The organism is Amycolatopsis sp. NPDC058278 (genome assembly GCF_042881395.1).
Lineage (GTDB): Bacteria > Actinomycetota > Actinomycetes > Mycobacteriales > Pseudonocardiaceae > Amycolatopsis.
The window spans coordinates 92934-110299 of record NZ_JBHVXZ010000010.1 but is presented as its reverse complement, the minus strand read 5'-3'; the positions used below and the strand labels follow the sequence as shown (position 1 = coordinate 110299).

Annotated in this window: 23 protein-coding genes and 2 pseudogenes; 9 read left to right on the top strand and 16 right to left on the bottom strand. The window is 69.9% G+C overall.

The genetic code is table 11. From position 1 onward, the window contains the following. Window positions 1-21: 21 nt before the first annotated feature. Window positions 22-432: a TIGR03086 family metal-binding protein gene (locus ACFVYA_RS07605; RefSeq protein ID WP_387043442.1), complete on the bottom strand. Its 411-nt coding sequence runs from the start codon at window positions 430-432 to the stop codon at window positions 22-24. A gap of 70 nt (window positions 433-502) precedes the next feature. Next, window positions 503-1237 (bottom strand): SDR family NAD(P)-dependent oxidoreductase, encoded by a 735-nt coding sequence (locus ACFVYA_RS07600; protein WP_387043440.1) that lies wholly within the window; start codon window positions 1235-1237, stop codon window positions 503-505. 141 nt (window positions 1238-1378) lie between these two features. Here ACFVYA_RS07600 and ACFVYA_RS07595 point away from each other — a divergent pair, with 141 nt between their 5' ends. Continuing rightward, entirely contained in the window at window positions 1379-1960 is a 582-nt protein-coding gene (locus tag ACFVYA_RS07595; RefSeq protein ID WP_387043438.1) for a TetR/AcrR family transcriptional regulator, read from the top strand. A 9-nt stretch (window positions 1961-1969) separates the two neighbouring features. Further along, on the top strand, window positions 1970-2239 hold the full coding sequence (locus tag ACFVYA_RS07590; RefSeq protein WP_387043495.1) for a hypothetical protein: 270 nt from the start codon (window positions 1970-1972) through the stop codon (window positions 2237-2239). Between the two features lie 55 nt (window positions 2240-2294). On the opposite strand, the pseudogene ACFVYA_RS07585 reads toward ACFVYA_RS07590, so the two are convergent. Next, window positions 2295-2345: pseudogene (locus tag ACFVYA_RS07585) on the bottom strand (hypothetical protein); the annotation flags it as partial. A 164-nt stretch (window positions 2346-2509) separates the two neighbouring features. On the opposite strand from ACFVYA_RS07585, the gene ACFVYA_RS07580 reads away from it, so the two are divergent. Continuing rightward, the gene (locus ACFVYA_RS07580) at window positions 2510-2824 is read left to right on the top strand and encodes an STAS domain-containing protein (protein ID WP_387043436.1); all 315 of its coding nucleotides are present in this window, start codon (window positions 2510-2512) and stop codon (window positions 2822-2824) included. On the opposite strand, the gene ACFVYA_RS07575 is transcribed toward ACFVYA_RS07580, so the two are convergent. Next, window positions 2825-3487, bottom strand: a complete 663-nt coding sequence (locus tag ACFVYA_RS07575; protein ID WP_285992564.1) for a TetR/AcrR family transcriptional regulator — start codon at window positions 3485-3487, stop codon at window positions 2825-2827. A gap of 78 nt (window positions 3488-3565) precedes the next feature. On the opposite strand from ACFVYA_RS07575, the gene ACFVYA_RS07570 reads away from it, so the two are divergent. Next, window positions 3566-4864, top strand: coding sequence for a glycosyltransferase (locus ACFVYA_RS07570; RefSeq protein ID WP_387043433.1), 1299 nt, complete (start codon window positions 3566-3568; stop codon window positions 4862-4864). A gap of 28 nt (window positions 4865-4892) precedes the next feature. Here the strand turns inward: ACFVYA_RS07570 and ACFVYA_RS07565 are convergent, their stop codons facing one another. Together ACFVYA_RS07565 and ACFVYA_RS07560 are read right to left on the bottom strand one after the other, a co-directional pair. Beyond that, the gene (locus ACFVYA_RS07565; protein WP_387043431.1) at window positions 4893-5273 is read right to left on the bottom strand and encodes a DUF1304 domain-containing protein; all 381 of its coding nucleotides are present in this window, start codon (window positions 5271-5273) and stop codon (window positions 4893-4895) included. Continuing rightward, window positions 5270-5755 carry an SRPBCC domain-containing protein gene (locus tag ACFVYA_RS07560; protein WP_387043429.1) on the bottom strand — a complete coding sequence of 162 codons (486 nt, stop codon included), beginning with the start codon at window positions 5753-5755 and terminating at the stop codon, window positions 5270-5272. Before ACFVYA_RS07560 ends, ACFVYA_RS07565 begins: the two co-directional genes overlap by 4 nt. 145 nt (window positions 5756-5900) lie before the next feature. Between ACFVYA_RS07560 and ACFVYA_RS07555 the strand changes: the two genes are divergently transcribed. Then, the gene (locus ACFVYA_RS07555) at window positions 5901-6521 is read left to right on the top strand and encodes a TetR family transcriptional regulator (RefSeq protein WP_387043491.1); all 621 of its coding nucleotides are present in this window, start codon (window positions 5901-5903) and stop codon (window positions 6519-6521) included. Window positions 6522-6594: 73 nt separating this feature from the next. Here ACFVYA_RS07555 and ACFVYA_RS07550 read toward each other — a convergent pair whose 3' ends face one another. Beyond that, window positions 6595-6993 carry a hypothetical protein gene (locus tag ACFVYA_RS07550; protein ID WP_387043427.1) on the bottom strand — a complete coding sequence of 133 codons (399 nt, stop codon included), beginning with the start codon at window positions 6991-6993 and terminating at the stop codon, window positions 6595-6597. Between the two features lie 137 nt (window positions 6994-7130). Between ACFVYA_RS07550 and ACFVYA_RS07545 the strand changes: the two genes are divergently transcribed. Then, the gene (locus ACFVYA_RS07545) at window positions 7131-8033 is read left to right on the top strand and encodes a TIGR03619 family F420-dependent LLM class oxidoreductase (protein WP_387043425.1); all 903 of its coding nucleotides are present in this window, start codon (window positions 7131-7133) and stop codon (window positions 8031-8033) included. A gap of 122 nt (window positions 8034-8155) precedes the next feature. On the opposite strand, the gene ACFVYA_RS07540 is transcribed toward ACFVYA_RS07545, so the two are convergent. Further along, entirely contained in the window at window positions 8156-9097 is a 942-nt protein-coding gene (locus ACFVYA_RS07540) for an SDR family oxidoreductase (RefSeq protein WP_387043423.1), read from the bottom strand. A gap of 44 nt (window positions 9098-9141) precedes the next feature. Continuing rightward, window positions 9142-9765: an NADPH-dependent F420 reductase gene (locus ACFVYA_RS07535; protein ID WP_285992570.1), complete on the bottom strand. Its 624-nt coding sequence runs from the start codon at window positions 9763-9765 to the stop codon at window positions 9142-9144. A 167-nt stretch (window positions 9766-9932) separates the two neighbouring features. Between ACFVYA_RS07535 and ACFVYA_RS07530 the strand changes: the two genes are divergently transcribed. Next, window positions 9933-10835, top strand: a complete 903-nt coding sequence (locus ACFVYA_RS07530) for a LysR family transcriptional regulator (RefSeq protein ID WP_387043421.1) — start codon at window positions 9933-9935, stop codon at window positions 10833-10835. Between the two features lie 9 nt (window positions 10836-10844). On the opposite strand, the gene ACFVYA_RS07525 is transcribed toward ACFVYA_RS07530, so the two are convergent. From ACFVYA_RS07525 to ACFVYA_RS07510, 4 genes are all read right to left on the bottom strand, one after another. After that, window positions 10845-11336, bottom strand: coding sequence for a MarR family winged helix-turn-helix transcriptional regulator (locus ACFVYA_RS07525; RefSeq protein ID WP_387043419.1), 492 nt, complete (start codon window positions 11334-11336; stop codon window positions 10845-10847). An 88-nt stretch (window positions 11337-11424) separates the two neighbouring features. Continuing rightward, window positions 11425-12363: an alpha/beta hydrolase gene (locus ACFVYA_RS07520; RefSeq protein WP_387043417.1), complete on the bottom strand. Its 939-nt coding sequence runs from the start codon at window positions 12361-12363 to the stop codon at window positions 11425-11427. 17 nt (window positions 12364-12380) lie between these two features. Then, window positions 12381-13325: an NADP-dependent oxidoreductase gene (locus ACFVYA_RS07515; protein WP_387043415.1), complete on the bottom strand. Its 945-nt coding sequence runs from the start codon at window positions 13323-13325 to the stop codon at window positions 12381-12383. A 226-nt stretch (window positions 13326-13551) separates the two neighbouring features. Beyond that, the gene (locus ACFVYA_RS07510) at window positions 13552-13734 is read right to left on the bottom strand and encodes a hypothetical protein (protein WP_387043413.1); all 183 of its coding nucleotides are present in this window, start codon (window positions 13732-13734) and stop codon (window positions 13552-13554) included. A gap of 76 nt (window positions 13735-13810) precedes the next feature. On the opposite strand from ACFVYA_RS07510, the gene ACFVYA_RS07505 reads away from it, so the two are divergent. After that, the gene (locus ACFVYA_RS07505; RefSeq protein ID WP_387043411.1) at window positions 13811-15016 is read left to right on the top strand and encodes a hypothetical protein; all 1206 of its coding nucleotides are present in this window, start codon (window positions 13811-13813) and stop codon (window positions 15014-15016) included. Between the two features lie 852 nt (window positions 15017-15868). Here ACFVYA_RS07505 and ACFVYA_RS07500 read toward each other — a convergent pair. From ACFVYA_RS07500 to ACFVYA_RS07490, 3 genes and pseudogenes are all read right to left on the bottom strand, one after another. Continuing rightward, a pseudogene (locus ACFVYA_RS07500) lies at window positions 15869-16278 on the bottom strand (arsenate reductase ArsC). Further along, window positions 16262-16423 (bottom strand): hypothetical protein, encoded by a 162-nt coding sequence (locus ACFVYA_RS07495; RefSeq protein ID WP_387043409.1) that lies wholly within the window; start codon window positions 16421-16423, stop codon window positions 16262-16264. The pseudogene ACFVYA_RS07500 and the gene ACFVYA_RS07495 overlap by 17 nt, the downstream one beginning before the upstream one ends. Beyond that, window positions 16420-16782: a metalloregulator ArsR/SmtB family transcription factor gene (locus tag ACFVYA_RS07490; RefSeq protein WP_285992580.1), complete on the bottom strand. Its 363-nt coding sequence runs from the start codon at window positions 16780-16782 to the stop codon at window positions 16420-16422. The genes ACFVYA_RS07495 and ACFVYA_RS07490 overlap by 4 nt, the downstream gene beginning before the upstream one ends. Before the next feature lie 82 nt (window positions 16783-16864). Here ACFVYA_RS07490 and ACFVYA_RS07485 point away from each other — a divergent pair, with 82 nt between their 5' ends. Then, window positions 16865-17335 carry an ArsI/CadI family heavy metal resistance metalloenzyme gene (locus ACFVYA_RS07485; protein WP_387043407.1) on the top strand — a complete coding sequence of 157 codons (471 nt, stop codon included), beginning with the start codon at window positions 16865-16867 and terminating at the stop codon, window positions 17333-17335. Window positions 17336-17366: the final 31 nt, after the last annotated feature.

The following is a 17366-nucleotide window of genomic DNA, read 5'->3' as shown; positions in this document are numbered from 1 at the left end:
CGAGGTGTCTTTCCGGCTCGTTCACGGCTTGCGGCCGGCCAGCCCGACGACGCGGTCCAGCAGGGGCGCGTCCGGCGGGACGGGCACCGCCGCGCCCCAGGAGGCCCGGACCGGCTCCGGCAGGGCCGGCAGGAACTCGGTCAGGTACTCCCAGACGGCCTGCAGGGTGGGTTCGGGCAGCTCGAAGGGCTGGCCGGTGGCCGTGGCCAGGTCCCAGCCGTGCACCACCACCTCGGTGAGCGCGATCCGGCCCCACGCCTCGTTGGTCAACTCGATCCCCACGTCGGTGGTGCCCCGCCAGGCGCTGGGCTCCTGCCACGCCGTGGCCAGCGCGCGCACGTGCCTGCCGATCAGCTCGCGGGACGAGTCGCCCGGTTCGTCGGCAGCCTCGCGGCAAGCCGGCGCGCCGAGCCGGAGGGCCGAGGTGTTCACGTGGCCAGTTGGTCATCGGTGATGCCGTTCAGCACATCGATCATGCACCGGCAGGCCGGCGTGTCGCGGTTCAGATGGCGGTGGTGCCGCCGTCGGCGACCAGTTCCAGGCCGTTGACGTAGCTGGAGTCGTCGGAGGCGAGGAACAGGGCGACGGTGGCGATTTCTTCGGGGCGGCCCATCTCTCCGCGGGGGATCAGGGATTCGAACGCGGACTTGGTGGCCTCGTCGAACAGTTCTTCCTGCTTGGCCGTGGCGACCTGGCCGGGGGTCAGGACGTTGACCCGGATCTTGCGGTCGCGCAGTTCGTTGAGCCAGACGCGGGCCCAGGCCTGCTGGACGGCCTTGCTCCCGGCGTAGAGGCTCCAGCCGGGGAAGGCACCGAGAGAGGCGTTGGATCCGGTCATGAAGACCGACGCGCCGTCGTTGAGCAGCGGCAGGGCCTTCTGCACGGTGAACAGGGTGCCGCGTGCGTTGAGCCAGAACGCGCGGTTGAACTGGTCCTCGGTGATCTCGCCGAGGACGGCCGGTTCGCCCATCCCGGCGCTGGCCCACACCACGTCGATCGAGCCCTTTTCCCGCTTGACGGTGTCGTACAAGCGGTCCAGGTCGGCCAGTTCGGCCGCGTCACCCTGGACGGCGGTGACGTTGCGGCCGATCAGCTCGACGGCGTCGTCCAGCGCGTCCTGCCGCCGGGCCTGGATGAAGACGTGCGCTCCTTCCTCGACGAAGCGCTGGGCACCGGCCAGTGCCATGCCGGTCGATCCGCCGGTGATCACCGCGACCTTGCCATCGAGCTTTCCCACGATCACTCCTCCTGGGGTTGGGGTGTTTCGGAACGGTCCGCGAGTTATGTACACCGACCTGTTTGCTTAACGTACCCGACGACCGAGCAGAGCGCAAAGCTATGTACACCGATACGTACCCAACGGGGCTACACTGCGGACATGACGGAGTTGGAGAAGGGCCCCCTGGGCCGGCGCCGCGGCCGGGGCGCACGCGAGCGCATCCTCAGCGCGTCCCGGCAGCTGTTCCGCGAACAGGGCATCAACCGCACCGGCATGGATCAGCTCTGCGCCGCGGCGCAGGTGTCCAAGCGCACGGCCTACCAGCACTTCCCCGGCAAGGACGAACTCGTCACCGAATACCTGCGCCGATTCGATCCCGACGTCATGCCCGGGGTGTTCGACCGCACCGACCTCACGCCCCGCGAACGGCTCCTCGCCGCCTTCGAGATGCCCGCGTCCACGCCCCTGTGCCCCTACATCGCGGCGGCCGTCGAACTCCACGACCCCCGGCACCCCGCGTCCCGGTACGCACGCGACTACAAGATCGCCATCGCCGCGCGGCTCACCGAAACCGCCCGCGAAGCCGGCGCCACCGACCCCGAGCAACTCGGCGAGCAACTGGCGCTGCTCATCGACGGCGCCTCGGCCCGCACCCGGGTCCTCGACAGCGATTCCTTCCCCACCGCCGCCGCCATCGCCGCGGTCCTCATCGACAACGCCATCCCGGCGGGAGGCGAATGACAGCCCGCGTTGGTTCGCCGGGCTGCGGCGTTCGAGGGTGAGGGCGTCCCGCCCGCTGCCGGACAGCCGCGTCAGCAGGCCGGCGACCAGGGCGATCCGGTCGGGAATGGTATCGACGAGCACGTGGTCGTGACGCGCGTGGGCGCCGGCGCCGCTGCCGCCGAGCCCGTCGAGCACCGGCACGCCGAGCGGGGCGAGGAAGTTCGCGTCGCTGCCGCCGCCGACCGGCTCGAGCGGACCGCGCAGTTCGCCGAGCACGCGGTCGATCCGATCGGCTGACGTTGCGCGCCGTGCCGCCTTCGATGGTGCCGACGTTGACGGTGGTTCCGGCGCCGGCATCCGCCGCCGCGGCGAGCCGCCCGACGAGTTCGGCGAGGGCGTGCACGGCGCCGGCTCCCTCGGCGAGCCGCCGGGAATTCACAAGATCAGGTGAACGCGCCAACCGGGAGGTAACGCGCACCGAACCCCCACGATGAGAGATGTGGATAGCCGCGCAGTCACGGGCTTGCGCCGCACGGCGCCCCGGCGGCCGGCGGAACGGGATCGAGCATGAGCACAGTCGTCAACCCGCACGAAGAGCCGGCCCGCGCCCAACCGGTGCAGACGTTCGTCGCAGCGGGAGAGCTGCTCGACACGACGGCGATCGACGACATCGCCGACCGGGTTCGCGGCACTCCCGCGGCGGCGATCACGGTCGACCTGTCGGCGGTCACCTACCTCAGCATGGAAGCCGCTGCGCGGCTGGTCGTCCTGGCTCGGTTGTGCGCCGAGGAAGGACGGTCGCTGCGGGTCGTGCCGTCCGGGCAGGCGCGGCGGAAGTTGGTCACGATGGGCCTGGACGCCGCACTCCCCCTCGCCCCTTGATCAGCGATCCCGCTCCCGGCGCCGGAGGATCGTGTCGTGGACGGTGCGGGCGACGAAGGCCTGGTACTCCTCGCGCGGCTTGCCGTCCACGCGCACATAACGCACGTAGGCCTCGACACTGGTGATGACGCAGAGCGCCTCGACGAGGTCGTCGAAGGGCACGTCGGTCCGCAGCCAGTCGCGTTCGCCGACCACCCGGAGCACCTTCTCGACCTGCCCTCGCATGGACACGAGCCGCTCGGCCAAGGTGTCCCGGACCTCGCCGTCGCCGTGAGCCGCGGCGGTCACCGCGGTCCAGACCCCGGCGACGGGCTCGTTGATCGCCAGCATCATCTCCCCGACGTAGGCCGCGAACGCTTCCGGGGCACGGAGTTCGAGCATGTTCTTGCCGCGCTCGGTGTCGAAGAAGTCGATCTCGCCTTCGACCCCGAAGGAGGCCACCGCGACCGCGGCCCACAGCAGTGCCGCCTTCGGCCCGTTGGCACGCACCGTCTCGACCGAGACCCCAGCCCGCTTCGCGATCCGCGCGAAGGTCGCGCCGTGGTACCCGCGCTCGCCGAACTCCTGGATGGCGGACTCGACCACCCGGCGCCTGGTCTCCGCGGCCTGGCGCTGCCGAAGCTCGGACCGGTAAGAGCGCGCGCCGCGGTCAGTGTCCGGCATATTGACTACGGTCCCATGCAGATGAATACTGCTTCATAGTCCCCAATTCTATCTCCCCGGCGACAGAGGGAGGGCGTCATGCCCTCGATCATGATCGCGACCATGCCCGTCCACGGGCACGTCACCCCGCTGCTCGCCGTCGCGCGGCACTTCGCCGGGCGAGGAGACCGGGTGCGCTTCCTCACCGGTTCCCGCTTCGCCGACGTCGTCACGGCGACCGGCGCCGAGCACCTGCCCTTGCCGGCCGAGGCCGACTTCGACGACCGGCAGGACTGGAACCAGACCTTCCCCGAGCGCGCCGCGCTCAGCGGCACCCGGGCGATCGCCCACGACCTCGAGCACGTCTTCGTCCGGCCCGGCCGCACGCAGCACGACGCCGTCATGGCCGCGCACGCCGCCGAACCGGCCGACGCACTCCTGGCCGACCCGGCCTTCGTCGGCGGCGCGTTCCTCCTCGGCCACCCGCTCGGCGTCCGGCCGCCGATCGTGATGTGCGGCATCTGCCCGCTGATGATCGCCAGCCGGGACACCGCCCCCTTCGGCACGGGGCTCACGCCGCTGCGCGGCCCGCTCGGCCGGCTGCGCAACACCGCGCTCGCCCTGCTCACCGCCAAGGTCCTCTTCCCGGCCGTCGAGCGGACCGCCGACCGGATGTTCCACCGGCTGCACGGCCGCCCGATCCCGTTCGCCGTCCTCGACTGGCCCCGCCACGCCGACGCGATCGTGCAGTTCACCGTGCCCGAGTTCGAGTACCCGCGCTCCGACGCCCCCGCCACCTTGCACTTCGCCGGGCCGATCTCGGCTTCCGGTTCGCGGGCCCCGCTTCCGCCGTGGTGGCCGGAACTCGACGGCTCCAGGCCCGTCGTCCACCTGACCCAGGGCACGATCGGCAACAGCGATTACGGTCAGCTCATCGCGCCGGCACTCGACGGCCTCGCCGACGAGGACGTGCTGATCGCCGTGGCCACCGGCGGGCGCCCGCTCGATTCCCTGCCGCCGCTGCCCGCGAACGCCCGGGCCGCCGAGTTCCTGCCGTATGACGAGCTGCTCCCGAAGACCGACGTCTACGTCACCAACGGCGGGTACGGCGGCGTGCAGTACGCGCTGCGCTACGGCGTGCCGATCGTGGCCACCGGCCGCCAGGAGGACAAACCCGAAGTCATCGCCCGGGTGGCCTGGACCGGCGTCGGACGCCGCATCAGAACCCGGACCCCGGCGCCGCCGGCCATCCGTCGCGCCGTCCGCGCCGTCCTCGACGACCACCGCTACCGCGACGCCGCACGCCGCATCGCCGGACGCATGGCCGGCACCCGCGGTGTCCGCGAGCTCGCCGAAATCGTCGACGCGCTGGTGGCCGAACGAACGGCGACTGAATGACACGACCGCCTGCCTCGGCTGGTGCGGCTCAGGCCACGACGGCGATGAGGGTCGCCAGGGCGGGTGCGCCCTGGCCGATCAAGCCCTTGATCCGCGCCCGGCGGGGGTCGAAGGCGATCAGGGCCGCGCTCGCCACGAGCATGGACGCGCCGGCGGCCAGGACGAGGGCCCGGCCGGCAGCAACGGCGCCCACGTGCACCGCGGCCAGGCCGGCGAGCACCTGCAGGGCCAGGAGAGCGTTGTAGCAGCCCTGGTGGAACGCCCAGGGGCGGACCGCGCCGAGGTCCGCCGCGCGCACCTCGAACATGGCGTGCACACGAGGGTGCTCGAAGCGGACGGATTCCATCGTGAAGATCCACAGGTGCGTGAGCGCCGCGACGAGCGCGAGTGCTTGCGCGGGGATGTTCATCGGGGTGGCGCCGGCCGCAGTGTCGTGTCCGGGCGTAGCGCGCCGGTCTCGTCCAGCTGGGCGAGCAGGGCCGGCACCCCGGCGGTGAGCATCCTGGCCCGGACCGAGCCGAGCAGCTTGGCCATGGCGAACCCGCCGATTCCGGTGAACCCGGTGTGGTGGTAGGTGAAGCGGGTTCCCCCGGGGGTCGGCTCCAGCCGGTACAGGACGTGACTGGGTGGCTCGCCCTCCGCACCGACCCAGGTGTAGCGCAGCAGTTCCCGCTCCCGGACCTCCAGCACTTCGCAGTCGACGATCCCCCGCCAGCCGGGCATCGGCTTGGCGACGAACCGGAACCGGTTGCCGGCCACGGGCCGGAAGCCGACGGCGTGCGCGCCTTTCCCGGTCGAGGTCCAGTACGGGATCAGGTCCGGGTCGGTCATCGCCCGCCAGACCTTCAGGGGCGAGTGCGGGTAGTCGCGGACGATGTGGATCTCGGACACGGTGGCCTCCTCAGCCAGTAGCTTCAGTAGCTATAAAATTACTGTAGCAGAACTTTTTGCGTCACTGAAGTAGGATGATCTCGTGACGACGACGGAACCCGGCCGGCCGGCCGGCGAAGGGTTGCGCGAGCGCAAGAAGCGCGCGATGCGCCAGCAGCTGTCCGACGCCGCCGCGCGGATGTTCGTCGAGCACGGCTTCGACGCCGTCCGGGTAGCCGACATCGGCGAGGCGTGCGGAGTGTCCGAGAAGACCGTCTTCAACTACTTCCCGAGCAAAGAAGCGCTGCTCCTGGACCGGCTGGAAGCGACAGCCGGCGCGTTGCGCACGCACCTGTCGGACCCGGCGCTCCCCCCGGTCACCGCGATGCTGACGGTGCTCGACCAAGAACTGCGTGGCCTCGTCGCGGGTCTTGCCGCCGACCCCGACCGCGCACTGGCGCAGTACCGGAAGTTCGGCGATCTGATCCGCGACACACCTTCGCTGCGGGCGTACCAGAGCGACACCGCCGACCGGTTCGTCGACATCGCCGCCGAAGTGCTCGCCGCCCGGACCGGACTGCGCCCCGACGACCCCGAACCCCAGATCGTCGCGGCCGCCCTCCTCGGTCTGTGGCGGGTCCAGTTCCGCGCCCTGCGAACCCACCTGCGACCCGGCCACCCCCTACCGGACGCGATCGACGCCGTGACCCGGGAGGTCCGCCGCGCCGCCCGGCTGGTCGAGCACGGACTGGCCGACTTCCCCGAGCCCGCGCCGAAGCACGACTGACGCCTCGAAGCACCGGCCGGGACGACAAGGCGGTGCGACGGCACGCCGCCTTCCGGTCATCCCGAGGGCGACGTCAACACCCGGGCCGCCTGGGCGGTGAGACGTCGAGTGCGCCGACCGCTTCCGCCAGTTCGCACCCGATCTCCAACTGGGCCCAAAGGGTGCGAAGTGCGGCGGGCAGGTCCGAGGGCGAGGCCGTGTGAGACCTCCTGGTCGCCATGTCGAGGTCACGCAATTCGGCGTCGCGCAGGTCGCCGAGCGGGCCGGGGTGGAGACCCGGAGCCGCCGAGGCGAGATTCCCGGCGACCGTGGTCGCCAGGGTCGCGCGTGCCTCCACGGCTTCCGCCTGCGCCAAGCCCAGCCGCCGCACCACGATCAACGCCAGCGGAACTCCGAACAACGCCGCCGTCAACGACGAGAACACGTTGGTGATGAACGGCTGCTCGCCCAGAACCCGGCCTGATCCCCCCACCACCCCAACCCGAGCAGCACGACGCCGACACCCCACAGCGCCGGCCATGACACGCGCAGCCCGTCAGGGGTTTCTCGCCACACCCGGCCGGAGGAGTGCTCGATGTCGGCGAACGACCCCGCCCGAGGAGACTCGCGATGAAGCTCGGTTTCGTGATTCCCATCGTCGGACCCGCCGTCAGCGGCGCCCCCGCCCTGAGCGCGTTCTGCCGCGGGCTCGAGGACCTCGGCTACGACACGCTGTGGGTCGGCGATCGCCTGATCACGCCGGTCGACGTGGACAGCAGCTACCTGGCCCACGGGCCGCAGATGACCCGCTCCCTCGATCCGGTCCTGCTGTGGACCGTCGCGGCCGCGGCCACCAGCCGGAACCGCCTGAACGCCAGCACGCTCAGCACGTTCTACTACGAGCCGCCGCACCTGGCCCGGCTGCTGACCACGCTCGACGTGCTCAGCGACGGCCGCCTCGGCGTGGGTGTGGGACTGGGGTGGATGAAGCAGGAGTACGACGTCGCCCGCAACGCCGACTGGCGCCGGCGCGGCAAGATGCTCGATGACACGCTGGCGTTCCTGCGCGCGTGGTGGACGACCGACCCCGTGTCGTGGGACAGCGAGTTCTTCACCCTGCCCCCGGTCCACGCCGGCCTGCGGCCGATCCAGCCGGGCGGCCCGCCCATCTGGATCGGCGGTGCCAGCGAGGCCGCGATGCGCCGGGTCGGCCGCAGCGGGGTCGGCTGGCTCGGGGTCGAGGGACCGGCACCCGCCGCGTCGGCCGGCAGCCGCGACGAGGGCGCCGACCACCTCTGGTCGATCGCCCGCCGAGCGGCGGAGGACGCCGGCCGCGACCCCGACGCACTGAAGACGGCCATGCGGATCAACCTCGAACCGGGCACTTCCGCCGGCTCACTCGCGGACAAGCTGCGGCGGTACGCCGAGTCCGGTGTCGACGAGGCGTACTTCGACCCCTTCGTGGTTTTCACCGGCCTTGACGAGATGCTCGACTTCGCCGGCCAGGTGATCGCGCGGACCGGCCGGGGGTGACCGGCGTCGACCGCGAGCCGCGCGACCGCACGGCCGATGTTGCCGCTTCCGATGAATCCCACTGTCGTCATGTCTTCCGCTTCCTCCAGCAGTGTCGGCCGGGCTCGTGGTGAACCGACCCTTCAGCCGGCCGGAAAGTAATGGCCGTTGTCCAGATCGGCGAACAGGCCGGGCTGAACGGGTTCCCAGCCGAGAGTCCGGCGGGTGATGAGGCCGGACACCGGGAGGTCGAGCGTGACCACGGCGGTGAGGAACCCGAAGTATCCCGGCAGCACCAGCTCGTCCGCGGGAATGCTCACGGCGGGCACGCCGAGACGGCGGCCGATGGCCTCCGCGATCTCGCGGAACGGAATGCCCTCGCCCTCGACCGCGTGCCAGGCCCGGCCGGCCGGGCCCTTTTCCAGCGCCAGGCGGAACACGGCGGCGGCATCGCGGGCGTGCACGGTGTTCCACCGGTTCGCGCCGTCCCCGGGGTAGCCGGCGAAGCCCTTCTCCTTCGCCACGGCGATCAACGTGGTGAGGAAGCCCGCATCGGTCGTGCTGTGCATGATGGTGGGCAGCCGCACGACCGAAGAGCGCACTCCCCGCTCGGCGAGGCCGGCCACGGCGGTTTCCACGACGTTGCGAGCCCGCAGGGTGCCCCGGTGCTCGTCGCCGGCGGGCAGCGCCGGGTCCTCCTCGGTGGCCGGCCGGTCCAGGTTCCGCCCGTTCCCGGGCGAGCCGATGCTCCCGGCCGCGACCAGCGGCTTCCCCGTTCCCGCGAGGGCGTCGCCGTAGGCGTGCACGATCGGGAGTTCCGCGGCGGCCACGGCGTCCATCCCGCCGGCCGGAAGCAGGTCCTGCCGGTGCGCGACGTGGATGACGCCGTCGGAATCGGCGGCCGCCTCCTTGAGCCCGTCGAGGTCCTCCAGGCTGCCGCGACGCACCTTCGCACCGAGTGCGGCCAACGCCGCCGCGGAGGCGTCCGACCGGGCCAGGCCGGTGACCTCGTGCCCGGCGGCGATGAGCTCGGGGACGAGGTGCGAGCCGGCGTGGCCGGTCCCGCCGGTGATGAAAACGCGCATGCTGCTGATGCTCCTTGTCAAACGGTTGTGCTGGTGCGGGACGCTCAGTCGAGGACGGTGACGCCGAGCGCGACGTCGAATCCCGCGCCGCTGCGGGCCAGGCCCATCAGCAGCAGGCCGGCACCCTCCAGCCAGTGCGCCATCGCCAGGCCACCGACGTCCAGCGGGCGCAGCCCGAGGCTCTCGATGAACGCCGACACGCTCGCCTTGGCGCCCGCGTCGTCGCCGGCGACGAGCACGTCCAGCGGGCCACCCCGGGTCAGGACGTGCCCGAAGACGGTGTTGAACGCCTTGACCACGTGCGCGCTCGCCGGGGCGGCCTTGGCGATCTCCTGCGCACCGGAACTGCCCTCGGCGGTGACCAAGACGGTGTCGTCGGGGCCGGCGAACGTGTTGGAGATGTCGATGATGACCTTGCCGGCCAGCGCGTCCCCGTACTGAGCGACGACCGGTACGCCGCCGGCGTGCGGCACGGCGAGGATGACGAGGTCGCCGGCGGGTGCGGTGCCGAACGTCCCGGCCGTGGCGCCGCCGCCGAGCGCGGCGGCCAGTTCGCCGGCCTTGGCCGCGTCACGGCCGATGACCTCGACGGTGTTGCCGCCCTCGACCGCGCGGGCCGCGATGGCCCGGGCCATGCCGCCGAGGCCGATGATGCTGATGCTGCTCATGGTGTGCTGCTTTCTGCAGATCGGACCGGACATTCGGTCCCGTCCTGGTGAATCGCCGAATGGTCGACGGCGTCCGACTTCCGAGGCTGCCACCGGCCCGAGTGCGCGTCCAAGACCTCTTTCAGCTGCTGCGATACCCTGAAGGCATCGCCGGACCGGGAGGTTCCATGGATCTCGACCTGCGCAAGCTGCGCTACTTCGTCGCCGTCGCCGACAAGCTCCACTTCGGCCGCGCCGCCGAGGAACTGCACATCGCCCAGCCGGTGCTCAGCCGGCAGATCCGCGCACTGGAACGGGATCTCGGCGCCGCGCTGCTGACCAGGGACAGCCACGGCGTCACGCTGACCGACGCCGGACGGCAACTGCTGGCCGACGCCGGCCCGCTGCTCGCCTCCGCCCATGCGGCCCGCCGCCGGGTGACCGTGGCCGCGCGAGGCAGCCGGCGGCTGATGGTCGGCTTCCGGGCGGGCATCCCGACCGCTCCGGCGGTGAACCTGTTCGCCGCTCGCCACCCGGACGTTCTCGTCGACGTGCAACGGATCGAAAGCGACGACCAGGCCAAGATGCTGCTCGACGGCCGCATCGACATCGGTTACGTGCGGCTGCCCATCGACGAAGCCGGTTTGCGCGTGGCCCCGCTCTACACCGAACCACGGGTGGCGGTTTTGCCCGCCGGTCACCGGCTGGCCGGCAAGGAGGAAGTCACCGAGGCCGATCTGGCCGGTGAGCCGCTGATCTGGCACGCCGATCCCAGCACCCAGCCCACCGGACGCCCGCACCCCAACGCCGGGTACCTGGCGCGCGGGGTGGACGAAACGCTCGAGCACGTCGCGGCCGGCCGGGGCATCTCGTTCCTGGCCCGTTCGGCGACCGTGTTCTATTCACACCCGGAAATCAGCTACGTACCCATCCCGGATCTGGCCCCCGAACAGGTGTGTCTCGCGGTGGCGGAATCGCGCGTCTCGACCATGGTCGACGATTTCTTCACGGCCGCTCAAACGGCGGCTGGAACCACCGCGGAATGCGGGAACTACGAGATGTGGCAGCGCGGGGGCAATTCCATCTCGTGAGCGGAATCCTCAGCGGCGGCGAGGCGCGGCTGAGCGCGGTGGGGTCGAGCGCATGTGGTCGCGCACCGGAGCGAGCAGGGCGGCGAGGGTCTTGACGTCGTCGTGGGAGAGCGGTTCGAACAGCAGGCCGCTGACCACCTCGATGTGCCCGGGCAGCACTTGCGCGAGCAGGGCGCGGCCGGCGTCGGTGATGGTGACCGTGACGCTCCGCTCGTCGTCCGGGGACGGGGTACGCACCACCAGGCCGGCTTTCTCGAGCAGGCCGGCCTGGTAGGTGAGGCCGCTGCGGCTGTAGACGACGCCGTCGGCGAGGTCGGTCATGCGGTGGCTGCCCGTCGGTGCGTCCCCGAGGCGGGCCAGCAGCTGGAACTGCACGTAACTGAGCTCACCGGCCTGGCGCAGCTGCTGCTCGACCGCGTGCCGCAGCAGGCTGGTCACCTCGATGAGGTCGAAGTAGGCGCCCAGCTGCACGGGGTCCAGCGACGGCGGCGAATCCGGCATGACTCCCAGCCTACTGCTTCGAACTCGAAGGTGTGCTGTGCCGTCCCGGCGAACAGGCCGCCGGGATCGTCCACAGTCTCTTCAAGGTTCAGATCGACTTGAGGACCCGGACACGGTCGGCGATGGCCCGCCGCGCGACGTCGGAGCCGAAGGCGATGGAGTCGAACTCGTGCGGGGCGCCGGGGTGCAGGTGGAATTCCACCTCCACCCCGGCTTGGCCGAGTTTGGTGGCGTAGGCGGTGTCTTCGTCGCGGAAGACGTCGAGCTGACCGACTTCGATGTACGCCGCCGGGAGACCGGTCGCGTCTTCGAGCCGGGCCGGGGCCGCGGTGGCGGGAACGTCGGGGCCGCCGGCGGTGTCGCCGAGCAGGGCGGGCCAGGCGGTGTGGCTGTCGTCGTAGGACCACAGCACGAAGGGCGCGATGTGCGGGTCGGGAGCGGGGATGCGGTCATCGAGCATCGGCATGAGCAGGATCTGGCGGGCGATCTTCGGGCCGCGGCGGTCGCGGGTGAGGATCGTCAGTGCGGCCGCCAGGCCGCCGCCGGCGCTGTCACCCATCACGCCGATCCGTTCGCGATCGACGCCCAGTTCGGCGGCGTGCTCGTGCAGCCAGCGCAGCGCGGCATAGGCGTCTTCGAGCGGCGTCGGGTAAGGATGTTCGGGGGCACGGCGGTACTCCACCGACAGCATCGGCACGCCGCTGGCCGAGACGTAGCGGCTGACCGGCCCGTCGAACAGGTCGATGTGGCCGAAGATGTACCCGCCACCGTGGAAGAACAGCACTGCCGGACCGGGTGCCGCTCCTTCTTTGGTGTACCAGCGCATCGTGATCTGCGCTCCGTCGTCCGCGGTCGCGGAGTACTCGCGCGCCTTGACGTCGGCCGGGATCGGCTGGGCCGTTCCCGCGGCGCCGATGATCGGCTCCCACAGGGCACGGCGGCCCGCGATGTCCCCCACCGCCGGTGGCGTCGCGCCGGCCATCGGGGCGAGCGCCTCGGCGATTTCAGGATCGAAGCTCAGAGACACGGTTTCTGCCTTCCGAATCAGGCGGTGGCCGGGACGACGACGACCTTGCCGTGCACGGCGCCTTCGGCGGCCCGGGCGTGCAGCGCCGGCAGCCCGTCCAGCGCGACCCGCTCGGCGACGTCGACGCGCAGCTCGCCGCGGTCGACCAGCGCGACCAGCTTCGCCAGCTGGTCGGCGTCGCTGCGGACGAACAGGTCGATGCCGCGCACGCCGCGCTCTTCGTCGGAGGGCGCGGGCATCCAGACCGTGGTGTTCACCAGGACCCCGCCGGGACGGACCAGGGTGACCAGCGCGGCCAGGCCCGCCGGGTCGACCGCGGCGAGGTTGAGCGCCAGGTCGACGGGTTCGGTCACGGCGTCGGTCACCGCGGTGGTGGTGTGGTCGACGATCTCGTCGGCACCGGCCGCCTTGACCGCGTCGCCGCTGCGCGGGCTGGCCGTGGCGATGACGTAGGCGCCGGCGTTCTTGGCCAGCTGCACGGCGTAGCCGCCGACCGCGCCACCGGCACCGTTGATCAGCACGCGCTGCCCGGCGGTCAGCTTCCCGTGGTCGAACAACGCTTGATAGGCGGTGAGACCCACCAGCGGCAATGCCGCGGCGTCGGCCAGCGGGACGCTCTTCGGGGCCGCCGCGAGGATTTCGACGGGGGCGAGGGCGTACTCCGCGGCGGCGCCGGGCTTGTCCATCGGCAGGAAGCCGACGACCTGGTCCCCGACCGCGAGACCGTCCAGTCCCTCGCCGAGCGCGTCGACCGTGCCGGCGACGTCGAGGCCGGGGGTGTGGGGCAGCTCGACCGGGATGGGGCCCTGCATGAAGCCGCCGCGGATGTTGCCGTCGACGGAGTTGAACGACGTCGCGGCCACCCGGACCAGAACCTGCCCGGCCGCGGGAACCGGCTGCGCCACGTCCTCGTAACGCAGGACGTCGGGGGCGCCGTACTCGTGGAAACGCACTGCCTTCATCGGAGTCTCGCTTTCGCTGGTAGTAAATCTGCTTCGAACTTGAAGCAACTATGGACACGGTACTGCTGCTTCGAATTCGAAGCAAGTGAGGTGGGTCACTGCGCCCGGGAAACCGGCACCGCGGCGAGCTCGGCGGCAGCCGCGGTGATCCACATGGAGCCAGGATCGTGGCCGCGGGCCCGGTCAGCCTGGGCCAACTTGGCCCACCCGGCAGTGGTTCTCTCGCTCAGCTCGGGCCGGGGGTAACTTGACGTGCCGGAAGCCCGGTGCCGGCCTCGAGGAACCGTGAACCGGGCACCGTGATCGCCGCCGGCAGCCGCCCCACGAACGGCGTGCTTCCGCCGGCGATCCGGATCCGGCGCCGCCCGCCGGCCGGGTGGCCGCCGAACCGCCGGGGTGCGTCGAGCATGCCCGCCGGCAGCCGAAGTCGTTCGTCGTCCGGCCTGCCCCGCTCTCCGCTCGCTTGCGGAGAGCGGGACGAGTGCGTGTTCTTCCACGGCAGCCGCTTCCGCCACCTCGGACGCGTCCCCGTCCCGGCCATTCCCTGCAGGCCAGCCGACAGCGCCAAGCAGGAATCGACGCTTCTTCTCAGGCCGACTCGTTACACCAGTCGGCTCACCCCGGAGATCCGGGCGGATGAAGCAGACTCGCAGTCGAGTGACGCCGGCAGCAGAGTGTTTCGCTACGGAAACGACGCCCGATTCCATATTCGGGAGAGTATTCGCCAAGAGCGGACAGACTCACGCCAGGGATCGGAAATAAATCACAGAATTACTCTCGAGCACCCCTTCTGCACGTTGATCGGAGTCGACATGCCTCAAAATCAAGATCGGGAATCCAGCCCCTCAACGAGAGCCAAGATCATCAGTCGAATCCTGCCCGCGAAACGACGCGGCCTGATCGGGCTGACCATGATCGGCGGGGTGAGTATCGCGATTCTGATCTGGGCCTGGCTCGGAAACCCAGCCAATAGCACGCTTCGCTACGAGGCAGCGAAGACGGCGATGCAGGCGATCTCGGTCGCACTCCTCGGCGGCCTGGCGGGACTGGCGACGTTTACTTTCCAGCAGGATCGCACGGAAGAGGCGCAACGACAAGCTCGACAACGGGACGTACGTCTCGAGCAGTGGCGCCGCGATGTCGAGAACTTACGCGACGAACGCGCCCGAAAAGACAGCCTACTTCAATCGCTACTACAAGAGACACTGACTGCATACAATGACATCAAGCGCATGCGCAGAACATTGGCAGCCGCAACGATCGATGGCGCAGGCGGTCATATTACATTGGATATATACGACCGACATATAGGAGATCTGATAGTTCAACAGCTTGAGTTCGAGAAATTCAAGCGGCGCTTGCCATCCATAACGGACGAACGTCTACGAAACCTCGCCCTCAACGACCACGAAAGCGCCACCCAAACAAGGGCGCCAGGCGAGCAGCTGGAGATGAGCTACAAAATAATCGAGAAATATCTCAACGAGGTCATCGATGAATACAAAGACAGGCGACACGTCGTGGTTCAAACAGGCCCAAATGGAGCATCGCTCGCGGAATTCGTCAAGCTGTCCGGCTTTATTCGAGACGACTTCGCCACTGAAGTTTCGAGTCAAATCGATGTGATCATCGAACTACTGCAGAAGGCCCTCCTGCAACCGCTCGTGCTGCCCGAGCCAGTTGAAAGTTGAACGGTCGATAGCCGCTGCCGGCATGTGCCGATTGCGGCCGATGGTCACCGAGCAGCGGTTCCGCCACGCCGCCGAAAGCGGCGGCCGACGACCAGCGAGGTCCAGGGCATGCCGCGGTTGCGCGGGCCCGGCCATGAGGCCGAACAACGGCTCGCCCGGGCGGAGCACCTCCCGGAGGACCGACCGCACCACTTCTGCCCGTTCGATCCCTTGTGGGATCCAACTCACAGCTCTAGCCTGAGGTGGGCTCACCTCACCGAGCAGCAGCCCGGAGGAAGTACCGCGATGCCGTGGTCACCGAATCACCCGGACTCCGTCGACGCCCTCTTCGAGCGCCGGAAGGCACCGGTGCTCGCCCTGGCCGATGATGCCAAGACGGTCGCCGAGGCGTGTCACGGACCGCTGGGAGCGTACCCGCAACAGCTCGGTTCAGCTATCACGTGACGAATTTATTACACCCGTTCGGAGCATTTGACACCGCCATGCCCCGCAGCAGACACAACCGTCATCGCGAGGCCTCCGGCACCTCGGTCACGACCAGCCGGAACCGGTGTCCCGCAGGGATCTCCGGCCAGATGTGTCCCGCCCGCCCGGGTGCCTGACAGTACTGTCCGAACCCTCGCCGGAAGTGGCCGGGAAATCGGCTCGCGCCCACCTGTTCGAAAACTACTCACGTTCATTTCGGGCCGGTTATGGGAATTGCCCGGAGTCGCACGGCACTTTTTGCACCGGATCAGGCCGGCCGCAGGAGCAGGCCGAGCCCGCCGAACACGACCACCGACCCGCAGCAGCGCACCCAGGTACGCCAGGAGAAACGGCGCAGCCGCAATGCTTCCCTTTTCGAGCCTGCGGTCAGGCCCTGGCCGCCAAGAGTTCGGCGAGGAGTTCACGCACCCGGCGGTCGATCTCGTCGCGGATCGGCCGCACGGCTTCGACGTCCTGGCCGGCGGGGTCCTCGAGCTGCCAGTCGAGGTACCGCTTGCCGGGGAAGATCGGGCAAGCGTCGCCGCAGCCCATCGTGATGACGACGTCGGAGGCCTCGACCGCGTCCGTCGTCAGCTTCTTCGGGACCTCGCGGGAGAGGTCGAGCCCGATCTCGGCCATCGCCTCGCGGACGGCGGGGTTGATGCTGCCGACCGGCGCGGAGCCGGCCGACCGGACCTCGACCGCACCGTGGCGTGGTGAGCCAGCAGAGCGGCGGCCATCTGCGACCGGCCCGCGTTGTGCACGCAGACGAAGAGGACTTCAGGCTTGCCGGTCATGGCTGCTTTCTCCGTCGACTGAGGTATGGGCAGGGATGGCGAGTCCGAAGTTGTTGCCCGCGGCGGTGAACGCGAGCGTCGACGGCCACAGCAGCTTGTCCATCGTGGACAGGCGCGGTGCCGTCCCGGTGCCGACGGCGGTCACGCCGTGACTGCTTCGCCGGTGGTGGTGAGCACCGCCGACAGTCGCGCCAACACCTCCGGGTGGACGCGGTAGTAGATCCAGGTTCCGCGCCGGTCGCCGGTGATCAGCCCGGACTCGCGCAGCACCTTGAGGTGGTGGGAGATGGTCGGGCCGGTCAGGTCGAAAGCGTCGGTCAGGTCGCACACACACGCCTCACCGCCCGCGTGGGACGCGATCAGCGACAGCAGCCGCAGCCGGACCGGGTCCGCCATCGCCTTGAACAGGTGCGATAGCTCGACCGCCTGGTCCTGCGTCAGCGGCTCCCGGGCCAAGGGCGCGCAGCAGGCGTCCATCGCGACGAGCGGCAGTTGCTTCGACATACCTCTATATTGACAGATTTCAATATAGACGGCAATCTAAGTTCAACTAGTTCGACAACCATCTATCCAAGGAGCGGCAAGGATGTCCAGAGTGCAACTGGCACTGCGGGTCGGCGACCTCGAAGGCTCGATCGACTTCTACTCGAAGCTGTTCGGCACCGAACCGGCCAAGCTCAGGCCGGGCTACGCGAACTTCGCGGTCGAGGAGCCGGCGCTGAAGCTGGTGCTGTTGGAGGGCGAGCCCGGCCAGGCGACGGCGCTGGACCACCTCGGCGTGGAGGTCGAGTCGACCGACCAGGTCAACGCGGCGACCCAGCGGCTCACCGGCGAAGGCCTCGAGACGCTCACCGAGGACGACACCACCTGCTGCTACGCGGTACAGGACAAGGTGTGGGTCCACGGGCCGGGCAAGGAGCCATGGGAGGTCTACACGGTGAAGGGCGACTCGACGACATACGGCAGCGACAGCGCGGCGCTGGTCACCCCCGCCACGTGCTGTACGCCGGACGCCGAAGCGAGCGAAGTCGCCAAGCCGGAGGGTTGCTGCAACTGAGGACGGACGCCGGTGCGCAATCGAGGGGCGC

Excerpts from the sequence above, each read along its gene's own strand:
- ACFVYA_RS07595 (WP_387043438.1), top strand. The coding sequence starts at position 1,379 with ATGACGGAGTTGGAGAAGGGCCCCCTGGGCCGGCGCCGCGGCCGGGGC.
- ACFVYA_RS07580 (WP_387043436.1), top strand. The coding sequence starts at position 2,510 with ATGAGCACAGTCGTCAACCCGCACGAAGAGCCGGCCCGCGCCCAACCG.
- ACFVYA_RS07575 (WP_285992564.1), bottom strand. The coding sequence starts at position 3,487 with ATGCCGGACACTGACCGCGGCGCGCGCTCTTACCGGTCCGAGCTTCGG.
- ACFVYA_RS07570 (WP_387043433.1), top strand. The coding sequence starts at position 3,566 with ATGCCCTCGATCATGATCGCGACCATGCCCGTCCACGGGCACGTCACC.
- ACFVYA_RS07565 (WP_387043431.1), bottom strand. The coding sequence starts at position 5,273 with ATGAACATCCCCGCGCAAGCACTCGCGCTCGTCGCGGCGCTCACGCAC.
- ACFVYA_RS07555 (WP_387043491.1), top strand. The coding sequence starts at position 5,901 with ATGCGCCAGCAGCTGTCCGACGCCGCCGCGCGGATGTTCGTCGAGCAC.
- ACFVYA_RS07545 (WP_387043425.1), top strand. The coding sequence starts at position 7,131 with ATGAAGCTCGGTTTCGTGATTCCCATCGTCGGACCCGCCGTCAGCGGC.
- ACFVYA_RS07540 (WP_387043423.1), bottom strand. The coding sequence starts at position 9,097 with ATGCGCGTTTTCATCACCGGCGGGACCGGCCACGCCGGCTCGCACCTC.
- ACFVYA_RS07535 (WP_285992570.1), bottom strand. The coding sequence starts at position 9,765 with ATGAGCAGCATCAGCATCATCGGCCTCGGCGGCATGGCCCGGGCCATC.
- ACFVYA_RS07530 (WP_387043421.1), top strand. The coding sequence starts at position 9,933 with ATGGATCTCGACCTGCGCAAGCTGCGCTACTTCGTCGCCGTCGCCGAC.
- ACFVYA_RS07525 (WP_387043419.1), bottom strand. The coding sequence starts at position 11,336 with ATGCCGGATTCGCCGCCGTCGCTGGACCCCGTGCAGCTGGGCGCCTAC.
- ACFVYA_RS07515 (WP_387043415.1), bottom strand. The coding sequence starts at position 13,325 with ATGAAGGCAGTGCGTTTCCACGAGTACGGCGCCCCCGACGTCCTGCGT.
- ACFVYA_RS07510 (WP_387043413.1), bottom strand. The coding sequence starts at position 13,734 with ATGCTCGACGCACCCCGGCGGTTCGGCGGCCACCCGGCCGGCGGGCGG.
- ACFVYA_RS07490 (WP_285992580.1), bottom strand. The coding sequence starts at position 16,782 with ATGTCGAAGCAACTGCCGCTCGTCGCGATGGACGCCTGCTGCGCGCCC.
- ACFVYA_RS07485 (WP_387043407.1), top strand. The coding sequence starts at position 16,865 with ATGTCCAGAGTGCAACTGGCACTGCGGGTCGGCGACCTCGAAGGCTCG.